Annotated in this window: 26 protein-coding genes and 1 pseudogene; 14 read left to right on the forward strand and 13 right to left on the reverse strand. The window is 68.1% G+C overall.

The features are described 5' to 3' along the window. A pseudogene (locus AC1DY7_RS28265) lies at window positions 1-154 on the forward strand (IS481 family transposase); the annotation flags it as partial. Here the strand turns inward: AC1DY7_RS28265 and AC1DY7_RS28270 are convergent. Further along, window positions 151-558 (reverse strand): nuclear transport factor 2 family protein, encoded by a 408-nt coding sequence (locus AC1DY7_RS28270; RefSeq protein ID WP_477497070.1) that lies wholly within the window; start codon window positions 556-558, stop codon window positions 151-153. The pseudogene AC1DY7_RS28265 and the gene AC1DY7_RS28270 sit on opposite strands and share 4 nt — an antisense overlap. Further along, window positions 555-2027 (reverse strand): aldehyde dehydrogenase family protein, encoded by a 1473-nt coding sequence (locus AC1DY7_RS28275; RefSeq protein WP_477497071.1) that lies wholly within the window; start codon window positions 2025-2027, stop codon window positions 555-557. Before AC1DY7_RS28275 ends, AC1DY7_RS28270 begins: the two co-directional genes overlap by 4 nt. 45 nt (window positions 2028-2072) lie before the next feature. Here AC1DY7_RS28275 and AC1DY7_RS28280 point away from each other — a divergent pair, with 45 nt between their 5' ends. Then, entirely contained in the window at window positions 2073-4256 is a 2184-nt protein-coding gene (locus AC1DY7_RS28280; protein WP_477497072.1) for a molybdopterin-containing oxidoreductase family protein, read from the forward strand. Here the strand turns inward: AC1DY7_RS28280 and AC1DY7_RS28285 are convergent. Next, window positions 4253-4801 carry a TetR/AcrR family transcriptional regulator gene (locus AC1DY7_RS28285; protein WP_477497073.1) on the reverse strand — a complete coding sequence of 183 codons (549 nt, stop codon included), beginning with the start codon at window positions 4799-4801 and terminating at the stop codon, window positions 4253-4255. The two genes, AC1DY7_RS28280 and AC1DY7_RS28285, sit on opposite strands and share 4 nt — an antisense overlap. A 25-nt stretch (window positions 4802-4826) precedes the next feature. After that, window positions 4827-5942: a phosphotransferase gene (locus AC1DY7_RS28290; protein ID WP_477497074.1), complete on the reverse strand. Its 1116-nt coding sequence runs from the start codon at window positions 5940-5942 to the stop codon at window positions 4827-4829. Between the two features lie 43 nt (window positions 5943-5985). On the opposite strand from AC1DY7_RS28290, the gene AC1DY7_RS28295 reads away from it, so the two are divergent. Continuing rightward, window positions 5986-7167 carry a CaiB/BaiF CoA transferase family protein gene (locus tag AC1DY7_RS28295; RefSeq protein ID WP_477497075.1) on the forward strand — a complete coding sequence of 394 codons (1182 nt, stop codon included), beginning with the start codon at window positions 5986-5988 and terminating at the stop codon, window positions 7165-7167. Here AC1DY7_RS28295 and AC1DY7_RS28300 read toward each other — a convergent pair. Continuing rightward, window positions 7145-9304 carry a glycoside hydrolase family 3 C-terminal domain-containing protein gene (locus AC1DY7_RS28300; RefSeq protein WP_477497076.1) on the reverse strand — a complete coding sequence of 720 codons (2160 nt, stop codon included), beginning with the start codon at window positions 9302-9304 and terminating at the stop codon, window positions 7145-7147. The genes AC1DY7_RS28295 and AC1DY7_RS28300 overlap by 23 nt on opposite strands. A 9-nt stretch (window positions 9305-9313) precedes the next feature. Further along, entirely contained in the window at window positions 9314-9859 is a 546-nt protein-coding gene (locus AC1DY7_RS28305) for a TetR/AcrR family transcriptional regulator (protein WP_477497077.1), read from the reverse strand. Window positions 9860-9945: 86 nt separating this feature from the next. On the opposite strand from AC1DY7_RS28305, the gene AC1DY7_RS28310 reads away from it, so the two are divergent. Continuing rightward, window positions 9946-11202, forward strand: coding sequence for a cytochrome P450 (locus tag AC1DY7_RS28310; protein ID WP_477497078.1), 1257 nt, complete (start codon window positions 9946-9948; stop codon window positions 11200-11202). 14 nt (window positions 11203-11216) lie between these two features. Next, window positions 11217-11402 carry a ferredoxin gene (locus tag AC1DY7_RS28315; protein WP_477497128.1) on the forward strand — a complete coding sequence of 62 codons (186 nt, stop codon included), beginning with the start codon at window positions 11217-11219 and terminating at the stop codon, window positions 11400-11402. 10 nt (window positions 11403-11412) lie between these two features. Here AC1DY7_RS28315 and AC1DY7_RS28320 read toward each other — a convergent pair whose 3' ends face one another. Then, window positions 11413-12117: an NIPSNAP family protein gene (locus tag AC1DY7_RS28320; RefSeq protein WP_477497129.1), complete on the reverse strand. Its 705-nt coding sequence runs from the start codon at window positions 12115-12117 to the stop codon at window positions 11413-11415. 49 nt (window positions 12118-12166) lie between these two features. Then, window positions 12167-12808 (reverse strand): TetR/AcrR family transcriptional regulator, encoded by a 642-nt coding sequence (locus AC1DY7_RS28325; protein WP_477497079.1) that lies wholly within the window; start codon window positions 12806-12808, stop codon window positions 12167-12169. Window positions 12809-12894: 86 nt separating this feature from the next. On the opposite strand from AC1DY7_RS28325, the gene AC1DY7_RS28330 reads away from it, so the two are divergent. Continuing rightward, window positions 12895-14826: a flavin-containing monooxygenase gene (locus AC1DY7_RS28330; protein ID WP_477497080.1), complete on the forward strand. Its 1932-nt coding sequence runs from the start codon at window positions 12895-12897 to the stop codon at window positions 14824-14826. 4 nt (window positions 14827-14830) lie between these two features. On the opposite strand, the gene AC1DY7_RS28335 is transcribed toward AC1DY7_RS28330, so the two are convergent. Together AC1DY7_RS28335 and AC1DY7_RS28340 are read right to left on the reverse strand one after the other, a co-directional pair. Then, complete coding sequence (locus tag AC1DY7_RS28335; protein WP_477497081.1) at window positions 14831-15646, reverse strand: thioesterase family protein; 816 nt, start codon at window positions 15644-15646, stop codon at window positions 14831-14833. Window positions 15647-15672: 26 nt separating this feature from the next. After that, on the reverse strand, window positions 15673-16482 hold the full coding sequence (locus AC1DY7_RS28340; protein ID WP_477497082.1) for an SMP-30/gluconolactonase/LRE family protein: 810 nt from the start codon (window positions 16480-16482) through the stop codon (window positions 15673-15675). A gap of 91 nt (window positions 16483-16573) precedes the next feature. Here AC1DY7_RS28340 and AC1DY7_RS28345 point away from each other — a divergent pair, with 91 nt between their 5' ends. From AC1DY7_RS28345 to AC1DY7_RS28365, 5 genes are read left to right on the forward strand one after another with little or no spacing between them, the layout of a single operon-like run. Then, window positions 16574-17788 (forward strand): cytochrome P450, encoded by a 1215-nt coding sequence (locus AC1DY7_RS28345; RefSeq protein WP_477497083.1) that lies wholly within the window; start codon window positions 16574-16576, stop codon window positions 17786-17788. Window position 17789: 1 nt separating this feature from the next. Continuing rightward, the gene (locus AC1DY7_RS28350) at window positions 17790-18752 is read left to right on the forward strand and encodes a zinc-binding dehydrogenase (protein WP_477497084.1); all 963 of its coding nucleotides are present in this window, start codon (window positions 17790-17792) and stop codon (window positions 18750-18752) included. After that, entirely contained in the window at window positions 18749-19528 is a 780-nt protein-coding gene (locus AC1DY7_RS28355; protein WP_477497085.1) for an HpcH/HpaI aldolase family protein, read from the forward strand. Before AC1DY7_RS28350 ends, AC1DY7_RS28355 begins: the two co-directional genes overlap by 4 nt. Further along, window positions 19525-20244: an SDR family NAD(P)-dependent oxidoreductase gene (locus AC1DY7_RS28360; protein ID WP_477497086.1), complete on the forward strand. Its 720-nt coding sequence runs from the start codon at window positions 19525-19527 to the stop codon at window positions 20242-20244. The genes AC1DY7_RS28355 and AC1DY7_RS28360 overlap by 4 nt, the downstream gene beginning before the upstream one ends. Further along, window positions 20241-21158 (forward strand): alpha/beta hydrolase, encoded by a 918-nt coding sequence (locus AC1DY7_RS28365; RefSeq protein WP_477497130.1) that lies wholly within the window; start codon window positions 20241-20243, stop codon window positions 21156-21158. Before AC1DY7_RS28360 ends, AC1DY7_RS28365 begins: the two co-directional genes overlap by 4 nt. On the opposite strand, the gene AC1DY7_RS28370 is transcribed toward AC1DY7_RS28365, so the two are convergent. Together AC1DY7_RS28370 and AC1DY7_RS28375 are read right to left on the reverse strand one after the other, a co-directional pair. Then, window positions 21147-21617: an SRPBCC family protein gene (locus tag AC1DY7_RS28370; protein ID WP_477497087.1), complete on the reverse strand. Its 471-nt coding sequence runs from the start codon at window positions 21615-21617 to the stop codon at window positions 21147-21149. The genes AC1DY7_RS28365 and AC1DY7_RS28370 overlap by 12 nt on opposite strands. A gap of 23 nt (window positions 21618-21640) precedes the next feature. Next, on the reverse strand, window positions 21641-22345 hold the full coding sequence (locus AC1DY7_RS28375) for a DUF427 domain-containing protein (RefSeq protein ID WP_477497088.1): 705 nt from the start codon (window positions 22343-22345) through the stop codon (window positions 21641-21643). A 110-nt stretch (window positions 22346-22455) separates the two neighbouring features. Here AC1DY7_RS28375 and AC1DY7_RS28380 point away from each other — a divergent pair, with 110 nt between their 5' ends. Then, window positions 22456-23040, forward strand: a complete 585-nt coding sequence (locus tag AC1DY7_RS28380; protein ID WP_477497089.1) for a hypothetical protein — start codon at window positions 22456-22458, stop codon at window positions 23038-23040. A gap of 92 nt (window positions 23041-23132) precedes the next feature. Here AC1DY7_RS28380 and AC1DY7_RS28385 read toward each other — a convergent pair whose 3' ends face one another. Beyond that, on the reverse strand, window positions 23133-23387 hold the full coding sequence (locus AC1DY7_RS28385) for a DUF2631 domain-containing protein (protein ID WP_477497090.1): 255 nt from the start codon (window positions 23385-23387) through the stop codon (window positions 23133-23135). 114 nt (window positions 23388-23501) lie between these two features. Between AC1DY7_RS28385 and AC1DY7_RS28390 the strand changes: the two genes are divergently transcribed. Together AC1DY7_RS28390 and AC1DY7_RS28395 are read left to right on the forward strand one after the other, a co-directional pair. Then, complete coding sequence (locus AC1DY7_RS28390; RefSeq protein WP_477497091.1) at window positions 23502-24971, forward strand: amino acid permease; 1470 nt, start codon at window positions 23502-23504, stop codon at window positions 24969-24971. After that, window positions 24971-25816 (forward strand): TIGR03619 family F420-dependent LLM class oxidoreductase, encoded by an 846-nt coding sequence (locus AC1DY7_RS28395; RefSeq protein WP_477497092.1) that lies wholly within the window; start codon window positions 24971-24973, stop codon window positions 25814-25816. Before AC1DY7_RS28390 ends, AC1DY7_RS28395 begins: the two co-directional genes overlap by 1 nt. The last annotated feature ends 20 nt before the right edge of the window (window positions 25817-25836 follow it).

Consider the following 25836-nt stretch of genomic DNA (forward strand, 5'->3'; position numbering starts at 1 on the left):
ATGGGCCTACGCCCGCCTCTACCGCAGCGACGCCGAACGCTGCGACGAGTTCCCGCGATGGCTACACACCTACAATCACCACCGCGGCCACACAGCACTCAACGGTCAACCACCCGCCAGCCGCGTACCTAACCTCTCAGGTCAGTACAACTAGCCGGGCTTGTTGACGAACCAGACGTTCTCTTCGCGCAGGCTCCGGCTGCGCCAGCCGTCCGGGGTACGCACCAGCTCGTGGTGGTAGTAGCCGCCGCAGGTGCACATCTCGGGCAATCCCTTGATCTGAAAAGGGTTGTGGAACATCGCCCGCACGGTCGCCTCGTCGGCGGTGGCGGCGAGCACTTCGATGTTCGTGATGTAGTGCATGCTCCACGCGATGGCGCCCCACCCCGTGACGAACCAGTCGACGATCTCGTCGCGCGGTCCCGCCGCGGCACCCGCGGACGAATAGTCGATGTGCGCGTCCGGGGTGAACACCGACCGGTAGAGCTCCCAGTCGCTGGTGTCCACGGCGCGGGCGTAGCGGTAGAGCAGCGCCGTTATCTCGGCGCGGTCACTCATGCGGGCATGCCGATGGTCTTCGCGTCGAGGTACTCCTTGTAGCCCTCGTCGCCGTTGCGGTAGCCCAGTCCGCTCTGCTTGGTGCCGCCGAACGGGCTGCCGATCCCGAAGTGGCTCTTGCCGTTGATCGTGACATTGCCGGTGCGCATCCGGGTGGCGACGGCGAACGCGCGGTCGAGGTCACCGCCGGAGACTTCACCGGACAGCCCGTAGATCGAGTTGTTCGCGATCGCGACGGCTTCGTCGTCGCTGCCGTAGGGGATGACCGCCAGCACCGGCCCGAAGACCTCCTCCTGGGCGATCTGGCTGTCCGGGTCGACATCGGCCAGCAGGGTCGGCTGTGTGTAGTACCCGACGGGCAGGTTCTCGGGTACCCCACCGCCGGTGACCAGCCGGGCACCCGAATCGACTGCGGCGGCGACCATCCCGAGCACCTTCTGGCGTTGCGTCGCACTGATCTGCGGGCCCTGCATGTTGTTCGGGTCCCACGGGTCGCCGACGGGGAAGTTCTCCATCATGTTCTTCATGATCTCGATGCCCTCGTCATAACGACTGCGCGGCAATAGGATCCGGCTGGGCAGGATGCACGATTGGCCGCTCATCACGCACGCCATCAGCGCGGCCATCGGCAGCGACATGTTCAAATCGGCGTCGTCGAGCACGATGTGGGCGCTCTTGCCGCCCAGTTCCAGCAGCGTCTTCTTCACCGTCGACGCACCCGAGGCCAGGATCGCCCGGCCCGTCGCCGTCGAGCCGGTGAACGTGATCATGTCGACCCGCGGATCGGCCGACAAGGCCGCGCCGACCTCATTGGCATCGGACACCACCACGTTGAACACGCCGGGCGGGATGTCGGTCTCCTCGGCCACGATGCGCCCGTACTCGCTGCCCGACCACGGGGTCAACTGAGCGGGTTTGAGCACCACGGTGTTGCCCGCCATCAACGCGGGCACCGTCTCGGCCACGTTCAGGTAGAACGGCACGTTCCACGGGGTGATCGCCCCGACCACTCCGACGGCCTCGTAGTGGATCTTGCGCCGCGCCGGACCCAGGGGCGTGTCATGCACACCGTTGTCGGCCAGGTACTCGAAGTTCTTGCCGTGTTCGGCCCAGTGCTTGACCTCTTCGATCGGGCTCTCGATCTGGGCGCCGGTCACCTTCAGCGGGCAGCCCACCTCGGTGACCAGGACCCGGCGCAGGTGTTCCTTGTTGCGTTCGAAGGCCGCGTGCAGCTGGTTCAGGCAGTGGTAGCGGAAATCCAGGTCGCGCGACCAGTCGGTCTCGTCGAAGGCGCGCCGCGCCGCGCCGACCGCGCGGGCCATATCGTCGACCGTGCCGTCGGTGGCCTGGCCGGCCACCTGTTCGCTGGCAGGGTGGATCACGTCGAAGGTTGCGCCGCTGGACGTGTGCTGTAGTTCGCCGTCGATGAGCATGCGTTGTTCGCCGGCCAGAACACCCGTGTCCGTCATGCCCCAAAGCTTTACATGCAGTTCGCGAAGTGTCACGCTTTCGCGATGTCAGCCAGCCTCGGGACCGAGGAACAGAAGGTCACCTACTGCCGCATCTGCGAGCCGATGTGCGGCCTGATCGCCACCGTCGCCGACGGTCGCCTGGTATCCCTGCGCCCCGACCAGGATCACCCACTGTCCCAGGGCCGGGCCTGCCCCAAGGGCATCGCCTTCACCGACGTCCAGAACGATCCAGACCGGGTGCTGCACCCGATGCGCCGCCGCGACGACGGCACCTTCGAGCAGGTCAGCTGGGACACCGCGCTGGCGGATATCGCCGCCCGCCTGACCGACGTGGTGACCGAGCGCGGTGGCGCCTCGGTGGGGCAGTATTTCGGCAACCCGGCGGCGTTCGGCTACGCGTCCAGCGTGTGGGCCGGCCTCTTCATGGCCCGCATCGGGTCACGGCACCTGTACTCGGCGGGTTCCCAAGACATCAACAGCCGCTTCGTGGCCAGCAAACTGCTCTACGGTGCGGCCAGTCAGCTGCCTTTCCCCGATCTGCCACGCACCGACTTCCTGTTGATGCTGGGCGCGAATCCGCTTGTCTCACATGGCAGTGCGGTGCGGGCACCCCGCATCAAGGATGATCTGTCCGCCATCGTCGGCCGCGGGGGCCGGGTGGTGGTGCTGGATCCGCGGCGCACCGAGACGGCCCGGCGCTACGAGCACATCGCGGTCCGGCCCGACTCGGACGCGTGGCTGCTGCTGTCGATGCTGCACGTCGTCTTCGAGGAGGGGTTGGCCACCGACATCCGCGACCAGGCCCGCGGGGCGGAGACCTTGCGGGCGCTGTGCGCGCCGTTCCCGCCCGAACAGACGGCGGCCCGCACCGGGGTGGACGCCGCGGTGGTGCGTGGGCTGGCCCGTGATTTCGCGGCGGCGCCGAGTGCCACCGCCTACGGGCGCACCGGAGCCTGCCTCGGCAGGCACGGCACCCTGGTGAGCTATCTGCTGGACGCGCTGACCGCCGTGACCGGCAACCTGGACCGTCCCGGCGGCACGCTGATGTCGCATTCGGTGATCCCGTTGGAGGAGATGGGGGAGCGGGTCGACAGCTTCAGTTACGACAAGACCCGGTCGCGCATCGGTGACTTCCCCGATGTGCTCGGCACCTTCCCGGCCGCGTTGATGGCCGACGAGATCACCACCGAGGGCGAGGGCCAGCTGCGGGCCTTGTTCGTAGTGGCGGGCAACCCGGTGCTGTCGGTCCCGAACAGCGCGGCCCTGGAGTCGGCGCTGCGCCGCCTGGACCTCTTCGTGTCCTTCGACCTCTACATCAACGAGACAAACCGGTTGGCGCACTACGTGTTACCCGCCACCACCATGCTGGAACGTGACGACCTGCCGATCGCATTCGCGGCGTGTTCGCCGACGTTGTTCGTGCAGTCCACCGAACCCGCGCTGGTGCCGTACGGCGAGGCCCGCCCGGAATGGGAGGTGTACTCCGAGATCGCCCGCCGGATGGGGATGGCCATGTTCGCAACCGGCCCGCTGCTGCGCTTCAACCGGGCGCTGGCGTGGCTCGATCGGCGGGGTATCGCGCGGATGACGCCGCGCCGGCTGATGGAGCTGCTGTTGCGCACCGGCCCGCACGGTGATCTGTTCGGGTTTCGGCGGCGCGGGCTGAACCTGACACGGCTTCGTGCCCATCCGCACGGAATCGTGCTGGCGCAGCATGCACCGACCGGGATCCTGCCCGACGTGGTGCGCCACCCCGACGGCAAGGTGGCACTGGACTCGCCACCGATCGCCGCGGAGATCGCCCGGCTGGGCGACAACCATCCCGACGATCCCCGGTTTCCATTGCTGGCCATCGGTATTCGCGAGATGCGTTCGCAGAATTCGTGGATGCACAACAGCCCCACCCTGATGAAGGGCGACCGAACGCAACGCACCCGGATTCATCCCGCCGACGCCGCGGCCGCCGGTCTCGTCGAAGGGGACCGCGTTCGTATCGTGTCCGAACACGGGAAGATCGAAACCGACGTGCTGATCACCGACGAGATGGCGGCGGGCACCGTCGCGATCCCGCAGGGCTGGGGACATCGCGGCGGCGGCTGGCAGCTGGCCAATACGGTGCCCGGGGCCAACGTCAACGAACTGACCTCCAATCGGCCCGAGGACCTGGAGGCGCTGGCCGGGATGGCCGTGCTCAACGGGGTGGCGGTCCGCCTGGAGGGCGTCTAGTCGTTGTCGGTCTGGCGGATGCCCACGGCGTGCCGCAGTTGCGCCAGAAACTGACCTTCGTCATCGCTGCGCACGATGTAGTGCGAGATGGCGACGCGGATGGCGGTCGCCGCCCGCACCGGCCCGTTCGGGCCGGGCATCAGCTTGAGCAGCCGCGCGCGCATCAGCGGAATGATGTGGCCCAGCTGCCCGATCACCACCTCGGGTTCGATGTCCACCACCCGCACGCCCGAGTAGGACTGCTGATACTCCACGATGAATCGCAGTGCGGCATCGAGCTTTTCGTTGCCGCGCAGCCCGGATGTGACCCGGCTCATCCCGGTGTCGAACATCTCGCGTTCGTACTGCCCGAAGGCGCCGAGCAACTCTTCCTTGGAGGCGAACCACCGGTACAGCGTGGGCCGGGACACCCCGGCCTGTAGGGCGACCTCGGACAGGCTCAGTTTGGTCTGTCCGCTGCGCCCGAGTACCTCTGCCGTGGCCACCAGAATCCGCCGTCGCGTCGAGGTGTCCTCGCTCGCATCGGTGGTCAATGGCTTGTTCACATCCCTGATGGTAGTTGCTGGTGCATTACAAATTCGCCTTCAGTGTCTTGACCGTGTCGAGATCTTCCAGCGCCGCCACCGACCGGCCCAGTCCTTCCAAGGCGATCGTCTCGTCTTGCATGCCACCCATGCCCGCGGTGATGAGGGTCGCGATGTAGGCATACAACGCGGCTTGGCGGTACCTGTTCCACAGCTCGTCGCCGTCCAGTTGGGGGCCGCCGCCGGCGGCCAGCGCACGGCGGTACACGTCGAGCAGGTCGCGCTGGTGGTCGACCCGGTCGGCGGTGGTCATGCTGGTGATCAAGGTGTAGGACAGTTCCCTCGACGGGTGGCCGCGGCGCACCGCCTGCCAGTCGAGCAGGCCGGCTTTTCCGTTGCGAAAGTAGACATTTCCCGGATGGGCGTCCCCGTGCATCACGGTGTGCGGCGCGGTGTCGATGAGCTGCGCGACGGCGCGGTAGTTGTCGTTGATGAAGCGGCCGCCCTCCACCGGGATGGTGGTCCGGCCGGCCAGCCGGCGGACCGAGGCGTTGGCCAGGGACCCGGTCAGCAGTGAGGTGGCATCACCGGAAGCCGAGTAGGACCATGCCGGCACCCGCTCCCAGAAGGTGGCGTGCACGCGGGCCAGCAGTTCGACGATGAGCGCCGCCTGATCGACCGCGAGCGGGTGCAGGGTGTCGGGGAACTCACAACGGTCGACGGCCAGGTCCTCGAGCACCAGCACGAAACGCCCGGTGACGGCGTCGAACGTGCCGCCGTGGCTGACGGGCACATCGGCCAGTTGCGGCGCGAGATGGCGGTAGAACCGCACCTCGGTGTCGGCCAGCCTGCCGAGTTCGCCCATCAGGCGGGTCGCCGCGGTCTCGGCGGGCATCTTGACGAACACCGAGGCCGGCACGTCGGTGCCGGTCAGCGCCAGCCGTGCCCGTGACGAGGTACCGGCGTCGCCACCGATGATCGAGACCGAATCGACCGTGCTGCCCAGCAGCCCGGACAGGTATGCCGCGTCGAGGTCGCTGATCCGGCGCGGGAGTGCCCGCATCCGCCCGACGGCGGCATCGGTTGCGATACGTTGCACACCGCGGCCGAGGTGAGCGGCCAGGCCGACGACCGGTGTGACGCGCTGGGTCAGCGAGGACATCTGTCGATGTTTACAAAGTACGACCCGATTGTAAAGGGGTGTCATGGCGGGGCCGATGGACGGATTCACCGTGGTCGAACTCGGCGTGTGGGTGGCCGCCCCGGCGACCGGTGCCATCCTCGCGGACTGGGGCGCCGACGTCATCAAGATAGAACCGCCTGCGGGCGATCCGGCACGCACCTTCGGGGCGATGATGGGCCTCGGCGCCGAGACGGGTACCGCGGCCAATCCGCCCTTCCAGATGGACAACCGCTCCAAACGCAGCATCGTGCTCGATCTCGGTACCGCGCAGGGCCGCGACACCGCCGTCGAGTTGCTCAGCACCGCAGATGTTTTCGTCACCAACCTGCGCCCCGGCGCCCTGCACCGGCTCGGCCTGGGGCCCGAAGCCGTGGCGCAGATCAATCCGCGGCTGGTGTACGGACTGATCACCGGCTACGGCATCGACGGTCCGGACGCCGACCGGGCCGCCTACGACGTCGCGGCGTTCTGGGCGCGTGCCGGCCTGGCCGACCTGCTCACCCGGCCCGGTGAGACGCCGCCGTTCCAGCGCGGCGGCATGGGCGACCATTCGGTGGGGATGACGCTCGCGGCGGCGGTGTGCGCGGCCCTGCTGGCCCGCACCCGCACCGGCGCCGGACAATTGGTCAGCACCTCGTTGTACCGCCAGGGCGCCTACACCGTGTCCTTCGACCTCAACACGGTGCTGCTGACCGGTCAGCAGGTGGCGATCGGTCAGCGTGAGTCGATGGGCAATCCGTGTATGAACAACTACGCCGCCGGAGACGGCAGGCGGTTCTGGATCGTCGGGTTGCAGGGCGAGCGGCACTGGCCGGCGCTCTGCCGGGCGGTGGACCGGGGCGACTGGCTGACCGACCCGCGGTTCGCGCGGCCCCGTGACCGCTACGTCAATGCCCGCGAACTGATTGCCGCGCTCGATGCGATCTTCGCCACCAAGCCGCTGACGGACTGGGCCGAGGTGTTCGCGGGTGAACCGGACTTCTTCTGGTCGCCGATCAACTCCCTGGACGACGTCATCGCCGACGAACAGTTCCACGCCGCGGGCGGCATCGTCGATGTGCCCGAAGGGAATTCCACCGTTGCGATGGTCGCCAGCCCGGCCGACTTCGCAGGCACGCCATGGGCACCCCGGGCGGTGGCGCCCGAACTGGGTGAGCACACCGAGGAGATCCTTGCCGAGCTCAGGGCGCGGGGTGATCGTTGATCTCGGCCAGTAACAGCTGTAGCCGGTCCCGGGTCAGCAGGCCGCCGCTGAACCCGACGAGGCGGTCCAGCGGCGTGGACGCGATGATCGCCAGGAGCTCCGGGCTCGACGTGGGCATGGCCGCCCCGAACGACTCGGCGATCAGCGCCGCCGCCTTCGGGTCGGCCAGCACCTCGCCCAGGGTGGATTCGGCGGTGAACGCCTCGGCTGTCTCATCACCGGTCAGTGCGATCTCGGTGTGCAACCGCAGATCCCGGCTGGATGCCCCGGCCCACACCGTGTAGTCGCCACCTTCGACGGTCCAGCGGCCCGCCCAGTGCGCGAGGTCGTCGCGGGACACCGCCACCTCGACGACGCCCTCTTCGCCGGGATCCAGGGTCAGCGATCCGAAACCCACCAGCCAGCGCGGCGCGCGGCTGACCCGGGAGTCCTCCTTGCCGGCATAGATCTGCACCACCTCGCGGCCGGCCCGGGCGCCGGTGTTGACGACGGTGACGGCGACGCTCAGCCTGTCGCCGCGCTCGGCGATCCCCATGCTGCGGTAGCCGAAGGTGGTGTAGGACAGGCCGTGCCCGAACGGATACGTGACGGGCAACTCGCGCGCGTCATACCAGCGGTAGCCGACGTAGATCCGTTCCCCGTAGACGGTGTGGCCCCGTTCGCCCGGGAAGTTCAGGTACGCGGGAGTGTCCTGCAACCGCACCGGCACCGTCTCGGCAAGGCGTGCAGACGGATTCACCACGCCGAACAGCACGTCGGCGATGGCCCCGCCGCCGGCCTGCCCGAGCAACGCGCCGTCCAGCATCGCCGGGGCGAGGGCACTCACCTCATCCAACGCCACCACACCGCCGTGGGAGAGCACGACCACCGTGCGCGGCTGAACGCGCATCACCTCGCGGAGGAGGTCGAGTTGTGCTGCAGGCAGGTCGATATGCGACCGGTCGAAACCCTCGGACTCGTCCTCGGCGCTCAGGCCCAGGAACACCACGGCGGTGTCAGCCGTGGCGGCGTGAGCCGCGTCGTCCGAGTACGTCACCTCGTGATCCCCAGCGAGCCTGCGGATCTCGTCCAGTGCGGTGTCCAGCCGGGTGGGGTGCACGTGCGAGCTACCCCCGCCCTGGTAGCGGGGTTCGCGGGCGAAGTGGCCGATCACCGCGATCCGGGACGGGGTCAGCGGGAGCAGTCCGCCGTCGTTCTTGAGCAGCACGACGCAGCGCGCCGCCGCCTCGCGGGCCAGCCGGTGGTGCGCATCGACATCGAATGGCGCCGGCGTGCAAGCGTGTTGCCGCGTCCGCTCGGCCAGCAGTGCCACCCGTTCGGCGGCCTGGGTGACCACGGCTGCGGCGAGCCTGCCGTGCTCGACCGCCTCGACAACGTCGCGGTCCGATGCACCGCCGGTGGCGGGCATCTCCAGGTCCAGCCCGGCGCTCACCGCCGCGACCCGGTCGGTCACCGCGCCCCAGTCGCTGACCACCGCACCGTCGAAACCCCACTCGGCGCGCAGCACATCGGTGAGCAGCCAGTGGTTCTGCGACGCATACACCCCGTTGATGCGGTTGTAGGAGCACATCACCGACCAGGGCCGGGCGTGACGCACCACATGCTCGAAGGCTCGCAGGTAGATCTCGCGCAGGGTGCGTTCGTCGACATCGGAACTGGCTCGCATCCGGTCGAATTCGGCGTTGTTGGCGGCGAAGTGCTTCACCGATGCCGCCACGCCGCGGCTCTGCACGCCGCGCACCCAGGCCGCCCCGAGCGCCCCGGACAGCAGGGGGTCCTCGGAGAAGTACTCGAAGTTGCGACCACACCGCGGATCCCGCTTGATGTTGATCCCGGGGCCCAGCAGCACGTGCACTCCCAGCGCTCGGCTCTCGTCGCCGAGGGCAACCCCGACCCGCTCGACGAGTTCGGGATCCCACGCCTGGCTCAACCCGACCGCGGGCGGGAAGCAGGTCGCCGGGGCGCTGTCGCCGATACCCAGATGATCATCGCCGCTGCCGGTCTGCCTGCGCACGCCGTGCGGACCGTCGGTGAGCACCATGGCGGGCACGGGTCCGACCGCCTTACTGGCCCAGAAACTTGCGCCACTACCGAGCGCGGCCGCCTCTGACACATCGAGTCCACCGATATCGAGCATGGCGCCAGGCTACCGACGGCTGCTGTGCGTCCTGACTCTCGCGGAGTGCCGCAGTTGGGCCAGGAAATCGTCACCGTCGTCGCTGCGCACCAGGTAGTGCGAGACCGCCACCCGGACCGCGGTGGCCGCAGCCACGGCCGCGTCCGGCTCGTCGGAGAGCCGTTCCAGGCGCTCGCGCATCAACGGGATGAACTGTGCGAGACGCGCGATCACGTGTTCGGGTTCGATGTCGACCATCCGCAATCCGGGGTAGGACTGCTGATACTCGACGATCACCTGGAGTGCGGCGTCGAGCCGTTCGGCGGCGGGCAGCCGCGCCGCGACCGCGGCGACGGCGCGCTCGTAATGCCTGCGCTCCCATACCACGAACGCGTCCATCAGTTCCTGTTTCGAGGCAAACCATCGATACAGGGTCGGGCGGGACACCCCGGCTTGGGCGGCGACCTCGGACAGGCTGAGCTTGGTCATGCCGTAGTCGCCGAGCACCTCGGCGGTCGCCGCGAGGATGCGCTCGCGGGTGCTGTTCTCGTCCTCGGCGACGGCGGGATCCGGCATCCCCACAGCTTTACAAACTATCGGCGAACTGTCACGCTAAATCTGCAGCGACATCGCCGTCGCACCGCTGGAGGAGGGAACGCCCCGTGACAGTTGCGAGCACGCCGCAGGCACGCGAATACAGCCCGTTCGACATCACGTCACACGACTTCTGGAGTCAGCCGTTCGCCGTGCGCGACCAGACCTTCGCCCGGCTGCGGGCGGCCGACGGGCTCAGCTGGCACCAACCGCTGTCGACCCTGTTCGACTATGCGGAGCCCGGATTCTGGGCGCTCACCCGGCGTGCCGACATCCAGTTCGCCAGCCAGCACCCCGAGCTGTTCACCTCCACCCAGGGGGTGGCGCTGGACCCGATGCCCGCCGAGGTGCAGAAGTTCGCGACCTTCTTCCTGATGATGGATCCGCCGCAGCACACCGTGTACCGCAAGCTGATCAGTTCGGCGTTCACCCCGCGGCACATGCGCGAGATCGATGAGCAGATCCACCGCGACGCGGTCGCCGTGGTCGACGATCTGGTCGGATCGGGTGACGTCGACTTCGTCGAAGCCTGTTCCGCGCGGCTGCCGATGCTGACCATCTCGGAGATGTTGGGTGTGCCCAAGGCCGACCAGCCGGCGCTGGCCAAGGCCGCCGAGAAGCTGTTCAGCATGAGCGATGACGAGTTCTCCACCCTGGAGGAACGCGCCATGGCGACCATCAACGAGATCATGCTGATCTCCAACACCGGCGTGGAGTTGGCCAAGTTCCGCCGCGCCAATCCGGGCGACGACCTGATGACCAGCATCGTCAACGCCGAGGTGGACGGGCAGCGACTCACCGATGAGGAGATCGGCGCCTTCCTGATCCTGCTGGCCTCGGCGGGCAACGACACCACCAAGCAGACCACCACGCACGCCATGATGGCGCTGGCGGCCCACCCGCAGCAGCGGGAGTGGCTGATGGCGGACTTCGACGGCCGGATCGGTACAGCCGTCGAGGAATTCGTGCGGTGGTCGACGCCGGTGCTGCAGTTCGCCCGGTTCGCCACCGAGGACGTCGAGGTCGGCGGTCAGAAGATCAACGCCGGGGACAAGGTCGGGCTGTTCTACTGTTCGGCCAACCGCGATGAATCGGTGTTCGACGCCCCGGGGACCTTCGACCTCAGCCGCTCGCCCAACCCGCACGTCGGATTCGGTGCCGGCGGACCGCATTTCTGCCTGGGCAACCAGCTGGCCAAGACCGAATTGCGGAATCTGTTCCGCGAGTTGTTGACCCGGCTGACCTCCGTCGAATTCGGTGAACCGGACCTCCTGTACAGCTCGTTCGTCCATGGCATCAAGCGCGTGCCCGCGCACATCCGGTGAGCGCGGGGGCCGTCATGCACGTCGAGGTCGATCTGGGGAAGTGCACGGGGCACGGCATCTGCGAGTCGCTGGCCGAGGACGTGTTCGAGGTGACCGCGGAGGGCAGCGTCGTCATCCACGGCAGCGCGGCCGCCGACCCAGAGTTGTTGCGCCAGGCCGTGACTCAGTGCCCGGCGGCGGCTCTGCGATGGGCGGATTGACGGCGGCGCATCACGGCAAGGGATGCGCCGGAAGGGCCGCCAAGATGGAGTCCTCCCAGCCGTCGCGCAGTGCGGGCGCCACACTCATCCAGGTGACGATCTCCGCCGGGGGCGCGTCCTTCCACGACGGGTAGTGGTTCTCGAAGCAGGCCCAGTCACCGTCGAGTGCCCAGTAGTGGATCACCTCGTTGAAACGGAACGTGGTGATGAACGAGCCCAGCCACCGCTTGCCGGTGGATTCCGACCATGGCACGTACAGACGTTCCAACTCGCGGATGTAGTCGTCCTGGCGGCCGGGTTTGGTCTGCATGATCTCCTGGATCACCAGGCCCGCACCGAAATTCGCCTCTGTAAGCTGGCTGAGTGTCTTGTTGTACTTGCCGGCGTACATGATCCGGCCTTCGCCCGATGCGCCGGTCTCGGCCAGGAATTGCGACCATCGGGTCGCGGCTTCCGCATGGCTGCCGCCGCGGGCCTGCGCGCGGCCGATCCGGGCGTAGTCGGCGAAGGCGTCGATCTCCCAGATCACGGTGACCTGCGGCCAGTGACTGTTGTAGGGGGTGCTCTCCCACAGCGAGAACAGCCGTGCCCCGAGTTGCTCCATCATCGGCTGGTAGACCTCGGCGAACACGTCGGAGAAGCGGTCACTGCACCCGGTTCCCAACGAGATCGTCTCGTGCAGGTACAGCAAGGTGTGGCCGTAATACTTCTTCATGCTCATGAGGGACGAGCGTGACATTTCATGGCAAAAATGTAAAGTACGGTCAATCCTGCGCCGCGAAATCGGGCAGTGCGAAACCCGATTCGGTCCGAAGTGCCGTCGCGATCGCCCGGTGGGCGAGGTCCGCCGCGGTCTGCCAGTCCCGGTCGGCGTCGACCACCAGGGCGGCTGTGAAGTGCGGGCTCAGATGTGCGGTGACGGTGGTGTTGAGCGCCGACGGGGGTTCACCGTCGCCGCCCGTGGCGTGCCACAGCGTGCGGGTGATCTCGGCCATCGCGCCCCGGAACTCCACCCGGCGCAGACGTTCGGCGGCGGCCAGGTCGGGCGGCAGGTCGCGGCGGGACGCGAGCTCGAAGAAACCGGGTCCGATGGTCGCGTTCATCCGGTGTGCGGTGTCGCAGGTGGCCCGAAGCCACCTGGCGGGATCGCCGGGGTAGGCGCCGTACTCGGGCAGTTGTCGCACATAGCCACCCATGCCGGCCTCGAACGCGGCGCCGACCAATTTCTCGCGAGTGTCGAACAGGCGGAACAGGGTTCGCCGGCTCACCCCGGTGGTCTCGGCCAATTGGTCCATGGTGACGTCGAGGCCGGTCTGCAACACCAGGCGACGTGCCAGCGCCAGGATGTGGTCGACGGTGGCTTGGCGTTTCGCCTCGGCCACCGTGGCGGGAGCGGGTTTCGGCACGGGGGAGAGTCTAGCGTCCAGGTCGAGCTATTGACACTCATAAGTGCCATCGATAACACTACTGGGTGTCGACACCGGGAGGTTTCATGGCCAGCAGGCATCTCGACACCGAATCGATCGTCGGTGTCGACGACGCCACGATCGCCTCGGCGGTCGACGGGCTGTCGGTGTCGGCTCTGATCGCGTCGGTCGTTCAGCTGACCGGTGATCCGGGCTTCGTGCGCGGTCCGATACGCCCGATTCAGTTCGTGCAGAACGAATTCCAGGGAATGCTCCCCGACGGGGACAAACAGCGGTTGCGCCGCGACGCCGCGAAGGCGATCTGTGCGTGGCGCGACGCCGGGTGCCCGCCCGCGCCGCCGATGGGCACGGCCCTGATCCGCGAGGTGATGGACTGGATCGCGTGCGAGCCGGTGCCCGACGACAACGCCGCCCTGTACATGGAGGAGATGGACCTCGCCGGTGCGAACCCGCGCGCCATCGCCGGTCCGGCCGGTGTCACGCCACCACCTGGATTCTCGGTGCTCATCATCGGATTCGGTGCCTCCGGGTTACTCGCCGCGATCCGTTTGAAAGAGGCCGGGATCCCGTTCGAGATCGTCGACAAGAACCCCGACGTCGGGGGCACGTGGTTGGAGAACAGCTACCCCGGCTGTCGGGTGGATGTGGCCAGTCACTACTACTCGTACTCGTTCGAGCACGTCGGGGCCTTCACGGCCTACTACACCCGTCAGCCCGAATTGCACGAATATTTCCGGGCAGTCATGGCGCAGCACGACATCGAACCGCACGTGCGTTGGGGACGGGAGGCCGAGCGCGCCGAGTGGGATGAGGAGAACGCGCAATGGTCGGTGTCGCTGCGCGCCGCCGACGGGAACATCGAACTGCGCACCGCCGCCGCGATCATCTCCTGCGTCGGCTTCCTGAACCGCCCGATGATCCCGGACCTTCCCGGCCTCGACCAGTTCGGCGGCCCGGTCTTCCATTCGGCCCGCTGGGACCACACGGTGGACCTCCGCGGTAAACGCGTGGCCCTCGTCGGAGCCGGCGCCAGCGGATTCCAGATCGGCCCGGCCGTCGTCGACGAGGTCGGCGAACTGGTGGTGTTCCAGCGGACGCCACAGTGGATGGCGCCCAACCCGCGCTATCACGCCGAGGTGAGTGGCGGTGAACGCTGGGCCATGCGTCATCTTCCGGGATATTCGCGCTGGTACCGGTTCATGCTGATGTGGCAGTCCAGCGACAAACTGCTGGAACTTGTTCGCGCCGACCCGGATTGGCCCGACTTCCCCCACACGGCCAACGCAGCCAGTGCGGCGCGCCGGGAGATCTTCGCGAAGTGGATCGACGACCAGGTCGGCGACATGCCGGAGCTGGCGGCCAAGGTCACCCCGGACTACCCGCCGATGGCCAAACGGATGCTGCAGGACAACGGCAGCTGGTTGCGATGCCTGCGGCGCGAGCACGTCGAGTTGGTGAACGACCCGATCACCGGCATCGACGCGAATTCGATACACACCGCAACAAGCCGCCACGAGGTGGACATCATCGTGCTGGCCACCGGATTTCGCGCCTCCGAGGTGTTGTGTCCCATGGAGGTCATCGGGCGGGGCGGCCAACCCATCTCGACCGTATGGGACGGCAAACCCGGCGCTTTCAACGGCATCTCGGTGCCCGGCTTCCCGAACTTCTTCATGATGGCGGGCCCGGGCACCGGGCTGGCCCATGCGGGCAGCGTCATCTTCATGCTCGAGTGCCAGATGCGCTATATCGGGGCGGCGCTGCGGATGATCATCGAGAACGGCAAGCAGACCATCGAACCCACCGTGGAAGCCGACGCGCGATACAACGGTGAACTGCAGGCGGAAGTCGCCACGCTGATGTGGGGGCATCCGTCGATCGAGCACTCCTGGTACAAATCTCCCGACGGCGGCGTGTACGTGCTGAGCCCGTTCGGCTCCGTCGACTATTGGCGGCGCACCCGATCGGTGGCACCCGAAGACCACGTGCTCGGGTGACCGGTCAACGACTCTGGCGGCGCCGCACCAACACCGACTGCTGGATCGCGCCGATCGGGCCACGCTCGTCGAACAAGGTGCCCAGGGTGGTGCCGATACCGTCCGGCCCGTAGTTCGTCTCGGCGCGAATGCCGATCCACTCACCATCGGGGATCCGGTGGATGTGCACGGCCAGGTCGGTGTTGAGGAACGTGAACTTCCGGATGTCGACCTTGGTGCCGATCCCGTTCGCGTCGTCGGCCACCGTGAACAGCCGCTGCAACGGAGTCAGCGTCTCACCCTTGACGAGGTCGACGGTCGGTGACAGCCAGGATTCTCCGGGGCCGTCGCCGAAAGGCTCTGTCAGCCAACGCCAGTCGATGCTGTGCACATAGTTCGGATCCCACTGCTCGGCCATGTCGCGGCTGCGGGCCTGCGCCAGTGGGCGCAACGGCGGCGCGGCGGCGTGCACCACATCGGCGGTGTCCTGCTGCTGCAACCGCCAGCCACTGGCCCGCACCACGGGCCGCACGGTGCCGTCCGGCCCCGGCGCCAGCATCTCGGCGCTGATGAGCTCGATCTGCTTGCCCGCGCGCTCACGGGTGGCCCGCACCCAGAAGTCGCCGGCGGCCGGAACCGGCCCCAGCAGGTCCACCAGCACCCGGCTCAGGCGGGTGTCGTCGCGGTGCTCACACCGCTCCAGGGCGCGCACCAACAGCGCCGACGGCGGGGCGCCGTGCTGGATGTCCGCCGACCACGTGCTGCGCACCATGTCGGTGGCCCGGAATCGCTCGCCCATGGTGTCGTCGGCGTCGATCAGTTCGTAATAGCAGTCCGACATGTTTCGCTTTCTGGTCGTGGTGCGGGTCAGGGCGCGGGAACGTCGACCATGACCGCGTCGAGCCGGGACAGTTTGGTACCGACCAGGCGCTGCGGATAGGCGTCGGTCGAGGTGAGCAGGAACAACGTTCGGTTCTCCGGGCCGCCGAGTGCGCAGGCGATCGCGGTGCGACCGTCCATGTCGATACGGTCGGTGAGGGTGCCGGCGGCATCGAATCGCTCGAACTGGTGCGCCAGCGTCATCGAGACCCACACGCCCCCCTCGGCATCGACGGCCATCCCGTCGGGCGGCCCGTCCAATCCGGCGGCGAACTCCCGGCGGTCGTGCAGCGTGCCTGCCGCGTCGATGGTGAAGGCGGTGAGCCGGCGGGCCGTCGACTCGGCCACGATGAGCGTGGCACCGTCCGGGGTGATGACCATGCCGTTCGGGAACTCCAGATCGTGGGCGGCCACCTGGACGCTGTCGTCGGCGTCGATGCGCACGATGACGCCGCCGGTGCGGGCCTGTGAGCCGACATAGACCCGACCGTGGGCGTCGACCACCATGTCGCCGAGATCCGCAGGCGCCAGATTGCTGAGATCGGCCAGGACAGAAGTGGTTTCGCCGTCGTAGTGCAGTATCTGGCGCGCTTCGGTCGAGACGATCAACAACGTTCCGTCGGGCCGGAATCCCAGCCCGGACGGCGCGTGTCCCGGCAGCGCCAGGGTGGACATCTCGCCGGCCAGCGTCACGGTGTGCACCGCTTCGCCGAGCATGTCGGAGAACCACACGAGACCCTCGAACCAGCGTGCGCCCTCGCCGAAGCAGAATCCGTTGGCCAGCGACTGCACCGTCATGGGGTCACGATAGCCGACAGGTGCGCCGTACCTTTACAAAACACGCCTCAAATGTCACGCTCGGTGGGTGCGACAGCCCACCAATTCCGTGATGCAAGAATTCGCCTACGATCCGTTCGATCCCGCGGTGATGGCGAACCCGCTGCCGTACTACCAGGTGCTGCGCGACGAGTATCCCGTGTACTACCTGCCGAAGTGGGACACCTACGCCGTATCCCGATTCGCCGACATCTGGGATGTGCTGGCGATCAACGACGGCACCTTCGTGCCCTCGGAGGGGACCTTGCCCGCCGCAACGGTTCTCGCGCGGCACAACGACGGACCGGTGCCCGACCCGCCCGTGCATCCGATGCCGTTTCACGCCAACTTCGACTCCCCGCTGTATGAGGACGTCCGCCGCTGCACCTCCGGCCAGTTCCGGCCCCGTAACGCCGCCACCTTCGCCGACCGTATCCGCCACCTTGCCAATGAACGGCTCGACGCGTTGCTGCCGCTCGGCTCGTTCGACCTCACCCAGGATTACGGTGGCATCGTGGCCGCCTCGATGGTGTGTGAACTGGTCGGCCTGCCGGTCGATCTGGCCGCCGATGTGCTGGCGACGGTCAATGCCGGCAGCCTGGCCGCACCCGGCAGTGGGGTGGAGGTGGCCAACGCCCGCCCCGGCTTCCTCGAATACCTCACGCCGATCATCGAACGCCGGCGGGCCGGTGCGGGCGCACCACTGGCCATCGCCGACAATCTGATCGACCACCGGCTGCCCGACGGGTCCGCATTCACCGACACCGAGGCCGCGGTACAGATGCTCGGCGTCTTCATCGGCGGCACCGAGACGGTGCCCAAGATCGTCGCGCATGGTCTCTGGGAACTGCTGCGCCACCCCGAACAACTGGCCGCGATCCGCGCGGATCCGGACGCCGCCGTCGCGGTCGCCCGGGAAGAGATGATCCGGTACTGCGCACCCGCGCAATGGTTCGCGCGCACGCTGCGCAAGCCGTTCACGCTGCACGGCACCACGATGAACCCGGGTCAGCGGATCATCACACTGCTCGGCTCGGCTGCCCGCGACGACCGGGAATATCAGAATCCCGATGCGTTCCGGTGGGATCGGCCCAACACCAGGATCCTGTCGTTCGGCCGCGGCACCCACTTCTGCCTCGGCGTGCACCTGGCGCGTCTGGAGATCACCATCCTGGTGACCGAATGGCTCAAGCGGGTGCCGGATTTCACGATCCTGGAAGAGTCCGCGTCCCGGCCGCCGTCCAGCTTCCAGTGGGGCTGGAATCGTGTCCCGGTGAAGGTCGGCTGACATGTGGGGCTATCGCCTGGTCGCGCCGTACGCGTTCGAACGCATCGACCGTCCCGAACCCACGGACCTGCACGACGGACAGGTGCTGCTGCGATTCCTGGCGGCCGGTATCTGCGGTAGTGATCTGCCGGGCTTCCGCGGCACCCAGGGCAAACTGCCCGGCGACACCGGTTGCTGCGCCGCCGAAATGGACGGATTCCCCATCCATGAGATCGCCGGCGAAGTACTCGCCAGCGCCCACCCGGACCACGCGGTCGGGGATCGGGTGGTCGGCTGGGCATCCGGATTCGACGGCCTGATGGCACAGGTGGTCGCCGACGGCGACGGACTGGCCCGGTATGACGAGTCTTTGACGCCGCAGCACGCGATCGGCCTGCAACCGCTGGCGTGTGTGCTCTACGCCGTCGAGCAGCTCGGTGACCTCACCGGAAAGCGGGTCGCGGTGATCGGGCAGGGCTCGATCGGCCTGTTGTTCTCCTACGTTGCCAAGGCGCTGGGCGCCGCGCATGTCACCGGCGTGGATCCCGTCGACAGGTCTGCTCTCGCCGAGACCTTCGGGGTCGACACCGCCGTGCGGTCCACGAGTGATCGCTGGGTGCGCCACCTCGATCCCGGATCGCGGCCCGATGTCGTCATCGAAGCGGTGGGACACCAGGTGGCCACCCTCGGTCACGCGGTGGAGGCCGCGGCGTTCGGCGGAACGGTGTTCTACTTCGGCGTTCCCGACGACGACAGTTACCCGATCAGCATGCGGATCATGTTGCGTAACAACCTGACCCTGAAATCCGGTGTCACGCTGGAGCGGCGACGGGTGTTGCGCAGCGCCGACGCGTTCGCCCGCGAGCATCCCGCCTTGTTGCCGGCCTATCTCACCCACACGTTCACCGTGGCGCAGGCGCAGCAGGCGTTCGAGCTGGCGTGCCGCCCGGAGCCGGCACGGGTCAAGATCGCGCTGGTGCCATGAGTCGCCTACAGGACGCCCTGGCGGCGAACGCGCAGATCTGGGGCGGCTGGGTGGTGGGTCCCACCATCCTCGGCCCCGAGGAGTTCGCGCAGGCCGGCTACGACTACGTCGGATTCGATGCCCAGCACGGCTATCTCGACGACGCCGATATCGCGCTACTGCTGCGCCGCCTCGAGCACGTACCGATCGCGACCGCCGTGCGGTTGCCGTCGGCGGATCCCGCACCCATCGGCCGGGTGCTCGACGCCGGCGCCGATGCGGTGATCATCGCGATGGTCGAAACGCCGGAACAGGCCGCCGCCGCTGTCGCCGCCACCCGCTACGCACCGGCCGGGGTGCGCAGTTTCGGGCCACTGCGGGCCAGCCTCGGCCACGATGTCGCCGCCCTTCAATCCCGGGCCGGGGTGTACGTGATGATCGAGACGGCGCGCGGGCTGGCCGCGCTCGATGTCATCTGCGCGGTGCCCGGCGTGACAGGTGTCTACGTCGGGCCCGCGGATCTGGCCATCTCGATGGGCTTGGGCCTGGCCGATGCCTGGACCCACCCGCAGGTGAAAGCCGCGATGACGCGTATCCAGCACACCGCGGCCGCGGCCGGGCTGATCACCGGCATCCACGCGGGCAGCGGCCCGCTCGGAAAAGCCATGGCAGAACTGGGTTTCCGGATGATCACGCTGGCCTCGGAGTCCCAGGCCCTGCGCCGGGGTGCGGCCGCTCACCTGACCGAAGCCCGCGACGGCGCCGCGGTCACCGACACACCCGGGGGATACACATGACCGCGACGCCCGTCGCCCTGGTCACCGGCGCCGCCCGCGGCCAGGGCGCCGCCATCGTCGCGAGGCTGCACGCCGACGGCTTCCGGATCGTCGCGGGCGATGTCCTTGCCGATGAATTACATTCCAGTACAGTTCATTACGGCGACAGGGTCGTCACGGTGGCACTGGATGTCACCTCCGAGGAGCAATGGGCGGCGGCGGTGGCGGCCGCGGTGGACCGGTTCGGAACGCTGACCACGCTGGTCAACAACGCCGGTGTGTTGCATAGGGCGGCGCTGGCCGACGAGACTGCCGCGGGTTTCGAAGGCAGCTGGCGGGTGAACTGCCTCGGCCCGTTCCTGGGCATCCGGGCCGCGCTGGCGGCGCTGACGGTGGCCGACGGGGCATCGATCGTCAACACCTGCAGCACAAGTGCCGTGCGGCCGTTCCCGAACCACACCGCCTACGGATCGTCGAAGTGGGCGCTGCGCGGTCTCACCCAGGCGACCGCGGTCGAGCTCGCGCCGTCCGGTATCCGGGTGAACGCCGTGTTCCCCGGTCCGGTCGCCACCCCGATGCTCGACGACCGCACCCAGGACCGGCTGGCCGCCCACGGTCGGCTGGGCACCCCCGCCGAGATCGCCGACGCGGTGGCGTTCCTCGTCTCGACCCAGGCGTCGTTCATCACCGGTTCGGAGCTCGTCGTCGACGGCGGCCAGATCCTGAAGATCGGCTGACGACGGTGGGCATCGATGAGCGGCTCGCGCCGGCGCTGCGGCACCTGGTCGCCGCCCGCACCGATCTGTCACCCGAAAAGATTGCCGCGGTGCGCGATTCGCTCGACACCCGGCGCGGTGACACCGCACGTGTGGTGGACACCACCGGGGTGCAGATCGACGACGACGTCGTGGCGAGTGGTATCGGCGTGCGGATCTACCGCGGGGGCGGGGCGCCGGCCGTGATCTTCTGCCACAGTGGGGCATTCGTCCTTGGCAACCTCGACACCGATCACCACCAATGTGTCGAACTGGCCCGGCGGGCGCGGGTGACGGTCATCTCCGTCGACTACCGGCTGGCCCCGGAAGATCCGTACCCGGCCGCCGCGGACGATGCCGGCGAGGTACTGGACTGGGCCGTCGGCAATGCCGCCGCCCTCGGTATCGACGCCGACCGGATCGCCGTGGCGGGCAGCAGCGCCGGCGGGGCGATCGCGGCCGGGCTTGCGCAGCGAGCGGCGTCCGGTGCGGCACCCCAGGTGCGTTTCCAGCTGTTGCATCAGCCGGTGCTCGACGACCGGTTGACGCCGTCCAAGGACGAATTCGACACCACCCCAGGCTTCGACGGGCCCGCCGTGCGCCAGATGTGGCGCCACTACCTGGGCGGTGAACCGGTGCCGGCCGGGGCGGCACCCGGGCGTCGCGACGACCTGGCCGGCCTGGCGCCCGCATTCATCAGCTGCTCGGAGCTGGACCCGTTGCGCGACGAGGCGATCGACTATGCGCTGCGATTGATGTGGGCCGGGGTGTCCACCGAGCTGCACGTCATTCCGGGCACCTGTCACGGCTTCGATTCCCTGGTGCCGCAGTGGGAGACCAGTCGGCAGCTGTTCGCCCTGCAGGGTGCGGCGCTGACGCGGGCTTTACACAGCTAGTTCCCGTGCCACCGCCGCGTGGTAGGCGTCGATGTGCGACGGGTTGACGATCCGGAAGAAGCCATCCGACATCGGTGCGTCCCGGTAGGCCTCGATGGTCATCGTCCTGGTGAACAAGGTGAGGTCCGGTCCCGGCGAACTGAAGTGGTATTCGATGGTCATCCTGCCGTCGAAGCCGACCTCACCGGTGCTGTCTGCGCTCAGGCGCCCCACCGAACTGAACACCCACATCCTGGGCCGGGTGGCGATCGCCAGCTGCCAGGTGAAGGTGCGGTCGGCGGTGGGGTGGGACTCCTGCCACGTGTCGCCGACGCGCAGCGGAAGCGTGCCGTCGAGGCCGCTGATCCGGGGAGCGTTGGGGTAGGTCTTGGTCCAGTTCGCCGGATTGGTCACGAAGTCGTAGATCGTCTCGGCGGAGTGCGTGAAGGTGGTCGACGAACTGGTGGTCACGATGCCCACGGATGGTGCCTTTCGGGTTGAGGTCAGGTGGTGCAACCGCAGTCGCCGAGGCCGTCTGCAGGCAACTCGGCGAGCAACTCGGTGCGGGTGTCGTCGAAGCTCAGAAACCCGGCGATCGGGGTCGACTCGGGCAGGGGAGTCTCGTAGCTCCAGGCGATGTCGTCGACGACGGTGTCACCGACCACGGCCGACCAGTACGTCGCGTGCCCCTTGTAATTGCAGTAACTGGTGGTCGCCGACCTTCGCAGCAGATCCATGCGCACCTGTGCGGGAGCCACGTACAGACGGGGGGCCAGCGCCGTCTCGAAGAGCACCGTCGACTCGGCGGTGTCCACCAGCGTCGTGCCGTCGACCGTCACCCGCAGCCCACGGTGGCCGGGCCGGCAGTCGACCCGGTGATAAGGATTGGGTGGGTAGTGCACCAGGGTGCGGCCCTCCTCGAGCCAGCTGTCCGCGGCCGCCCAGGGCACCTGCAGGTAGCCGGGCTTCTCCGGGAGTGGTGTCGTCGGCAGATCCCCGGTCTGGCCGGCCGGGAAGGCGTAGGCCAGGGGATGCCCGTGCCGGTGCACCATCAGCGCGGCTTCGGTATCGATGACGAGGCGGCCGTCGACCACTGCCTGTACACGCCGGGGATGCGGCTCGATGAACACGACATCGTCGGGCAGCGGTGGAAAGAACCATCCCGCGGGATCGGCGCCGAGCGGGCCGCGGCCGGCGTAGAGACTCATGGGTCAGAGCTTTACAGAAACAGTCGAAAATGTCACGCTGTTGGAATGGCGTCGTCAGGGTCGTCTCCTGGTGCACCAGGCCGCGTTCACGAAGTAAGGAGTGAGACCGCATGAAAGCCCGCTCATTTCGCCTCGACGACATCGAACCGTCGCCCACCCGGCACGGAGTGGGGGTCCGTGCGTCCGCGGGGGACCTGCTGTCCTACGAGCTGTCGGTGATCGCGGCCGAGCCGCTGGACGCGGTGCGCGCGGCCGGTGGCTGGATGTGCGACCGCGTGCGCGCCGGTTGGAAGGTCAATGTGCTTGTGCCGCAACGCTTCGATCCGCGGCCCCTGGGCATCCTCGGTGTCCGGGCGTACGCGCTGGAGACAGATCTTGAGCTGTTGACGGCAGATCCCGCCGCGCTCGCGGTGTCGGCGCAGGCCTGGGACCTGGATGCCCGGATGCGCCTGAACGTGGTGCGGGCGGTGGAACGCCGGGCCATCGAGGTGTCGGTCTGGGGGGCACGCCCACCCGAAGTGGCCGGACGAGTGGAGCCGGTGGTGCACCGACTCAGCCCCGCCGCGCGGGCATTCAAGGCACAGGCGCTGATCGCCGCCGGGGACGACCCGGCCGCCGGCACGGCTTCGGAGGAGTTCCACAGCTGCGCGTTGTGGTACCCGCTGGACGGCCCCGACCTGATTTCAGCTGGCTAGCTTGAGTATTCGGCGATGCCCCCGCACGGGGTGGACAGCCGCCGTCGACGCTGCCGGTTATCTCAATCCGGCTGTCCTTTTCCGCTGACGGGTCAGCGGTACCAGCCGGCGCGGCGGGCCCACCAGTCGCGGGCGACCACGCCGAGGATGCCGATGGCGAAGAGGATCAGGAACACATCCTCGACGTGACCGACATGGTTACCGCGCAGCATGCACAGCAGGAAGATGGCCGACAGGATGCCGCCGATGTGGATCCAGGTGTGGTTTTCCTTCGACCAGCCCCATTCGGCGGACGGAACGTCTTCCACGTCGACACCGGTGTGTCGCTCGACCTCGGTGTTGGCCACGGCTGCTCCTCGCTGGTCTACATCTGGTCTGCATCTGGTCCAGGCAGTGCCGTTATTCTGGCACACCGGTCCGATCTCACCCGACCGGCCGCCGATTGTGGGTACTTTCCCTAGATGCCGGGCCGCCGCGTGAAAACCGTCGAACAGTCCATCGCCGACACCGATGAGCCGGCCACCCGGCTGCGCAAGGACCTCACCTGGTGGGACCTCACCGTGTTCGGGGTATCGGTCGTCGTCGGCGCGGGCATCTTCACGGTCACCGCATCCACCGCCGCCAACATCACCGGCCCGGCCATCTCGGTGTCGTTCATCATCGCCGCCGTCACCTGCGGGCTGGCCGCGCTGTGCTACGCCGAATTCGCCTCGACCCTGCCCGTCGCCGGCAGTGCCTACACCTTCTCCTACGCCACCTTCGGCGAGTTCGTGGCCTGGATCATCGGCTGGGACCTGATCCTGGAGTTCGCCATCGGGGCGGCCGTGGTGGCCAAGGGTTGGTCCAGTTATCTGGGCACCGTCTTCGGGTTCGCGGGCGGCACCACCGAGATCGGCTCGCTCACCCTGGACTGGGGTGCGCTGCTGATCGTCGCGGTGGTGGCGACACTGCTGGCCTTCGGCACCAAACTGTCTTCGCATTTCAGTGCCGTCGTCACCGCCATCAAGGTGTCCGTGGTGTTGCTGGTGGTGATCGTCGGCGCGTTCTACATCAAGGCCGCCAACTACACACCGTTCATCCCGCCGCAGGAATCCGGCGAGGCATCCGGAACCGGCCTGGACCAATCGGTGTTCTCACTGCTGACCGGGGCCGCGGGCAGCCACTACGGCCTCTACGGGGTCTTGGCCGGGGCGTCGATCGTGTTCTTCGCCTTCATCGGGTTCGACGTCGTGGCGACCACGGCCGAGGAGACCAAGGATCCGCAGCGCGACGTGGCCCGGGGCATCCTGGCCTCCCTCGCGGTGGTCACCCTGCTCTACGTCGCGGTCGCGGTGGTGCTGTCCGGGATGGCATCCCACCTCGACCTGAAACAGGCCGGCAACGGGCACCCGAACCTGGCCACCGCCTTCGAACTCAACGGCGTGCACTGGGCCGCGAAAGTCATCTCGATCGGCGCCCTGGCCGGCCTCACCACCGTGGTCATGGTGCTGCTGCTCGGGCTGTCCCGCGTGTTGTTCGCGATGTCCCGGGACGGTCTGCTGCCGCGCCGGCTGGCCCACACCGGAACCCGTGGCACACCGGTGCGCATCACCGTCGTGGTCGCGGTGCTGACCGCGCTGGCGGCGGCCGTGTTCCCGATCGGCAAGCTCGAAGAGATGGTCAACGTCGGCACGTTGTTCGCCTTCATCCTCGTGTCGGCCGGGGTGATGGTGTTGCGCCGCAGCAGGCCCGACCTGCAGCGCGGCTTCCGGGTGCCCTGGGTGCCGCTGCTGCCGCTGGCCTCGATCGCCGCATGTGCGTGGTTGATGCTCAACCTCACCGGCCTGACCTGGCTGCGGTTCGGGATCTGGATGGTCATCGGGGTGGTGGTGTACCTGGCCTACGGGCGGCGGCATTCGAAGCTGGGTCAACGTGAGGAGGTGCTGCGCTGATGCAGTTCTGGAGCGGTACGGCGTTCATGGACACCGCGGCGGCGTTGCGGCTGGCACCACTGCTCGACGACGCCGGCTTCGACGGCCTGATCAGTGCCGACCACCTCGTCTACCCGCGTGACCTGAGGTCGAAATACCCTTCGCCGGAGGGGGTTCCGCCGTGGCAGCCGGAGACCGCGTGGCCCGACTCGTGGGTGCTCATCGGGGCGATGGCCGCGCTGACCAAGCGCCTGCGGTTCTCCAACGCCGTCTACGTGGCGCCGTCGCGCCCGCTGGTGCAGGTGGCCAAACTGGTGGCCACCGCGTCCGTCATCAGCGCGGGCCGGGTGTCGCTGGCCGTCGGTGCCGGCTGGATGCGCGAGGAGTTCGACCTGCTCGGCCAGGATTTCGACACCCGGGGCGCGCGCCTGGACGAGATGATCCCCGCCTTGCGGGAACTGTGGCGGGGCGGCTGGGTGTCCTGGCACGGCGAGCACTATCAGGTGCCCGAACTGATGCTGGAGCCGCACCCGCCCGCGCCGGTACCGATCCTGTGCGGCGGGGAATCCGAGGTCGCGCTGCGCCGGGCCGCCCGGCTGTGCGACGGCTGGGTCGGCACCGCCTACCGGCTCGACGACGCGGTGCGTTACGTCGAGCGGCTGCGCGCACTGCGCCGCGACTACGGCCGGGAGAACGAGCCCTTCGAGATCATGCTGGCCCTGCTCGAGGTGCCGACGCTGGAGGTGTTCCAGCGCGCGGAGGAGGCCGGGATCACATCGGTGATGTGTGCGCCCTGGTACGGCTCCGATGACCTGGAAGGGGCGATCGCCAGGTTCGCCGACGAGGTCATCATCAAGATGCGCTGACCCGGCCGGCCGTGCGACAT

Source organism: Mycobacterium sp. P2_H7, from assembly GCF_056403275.1.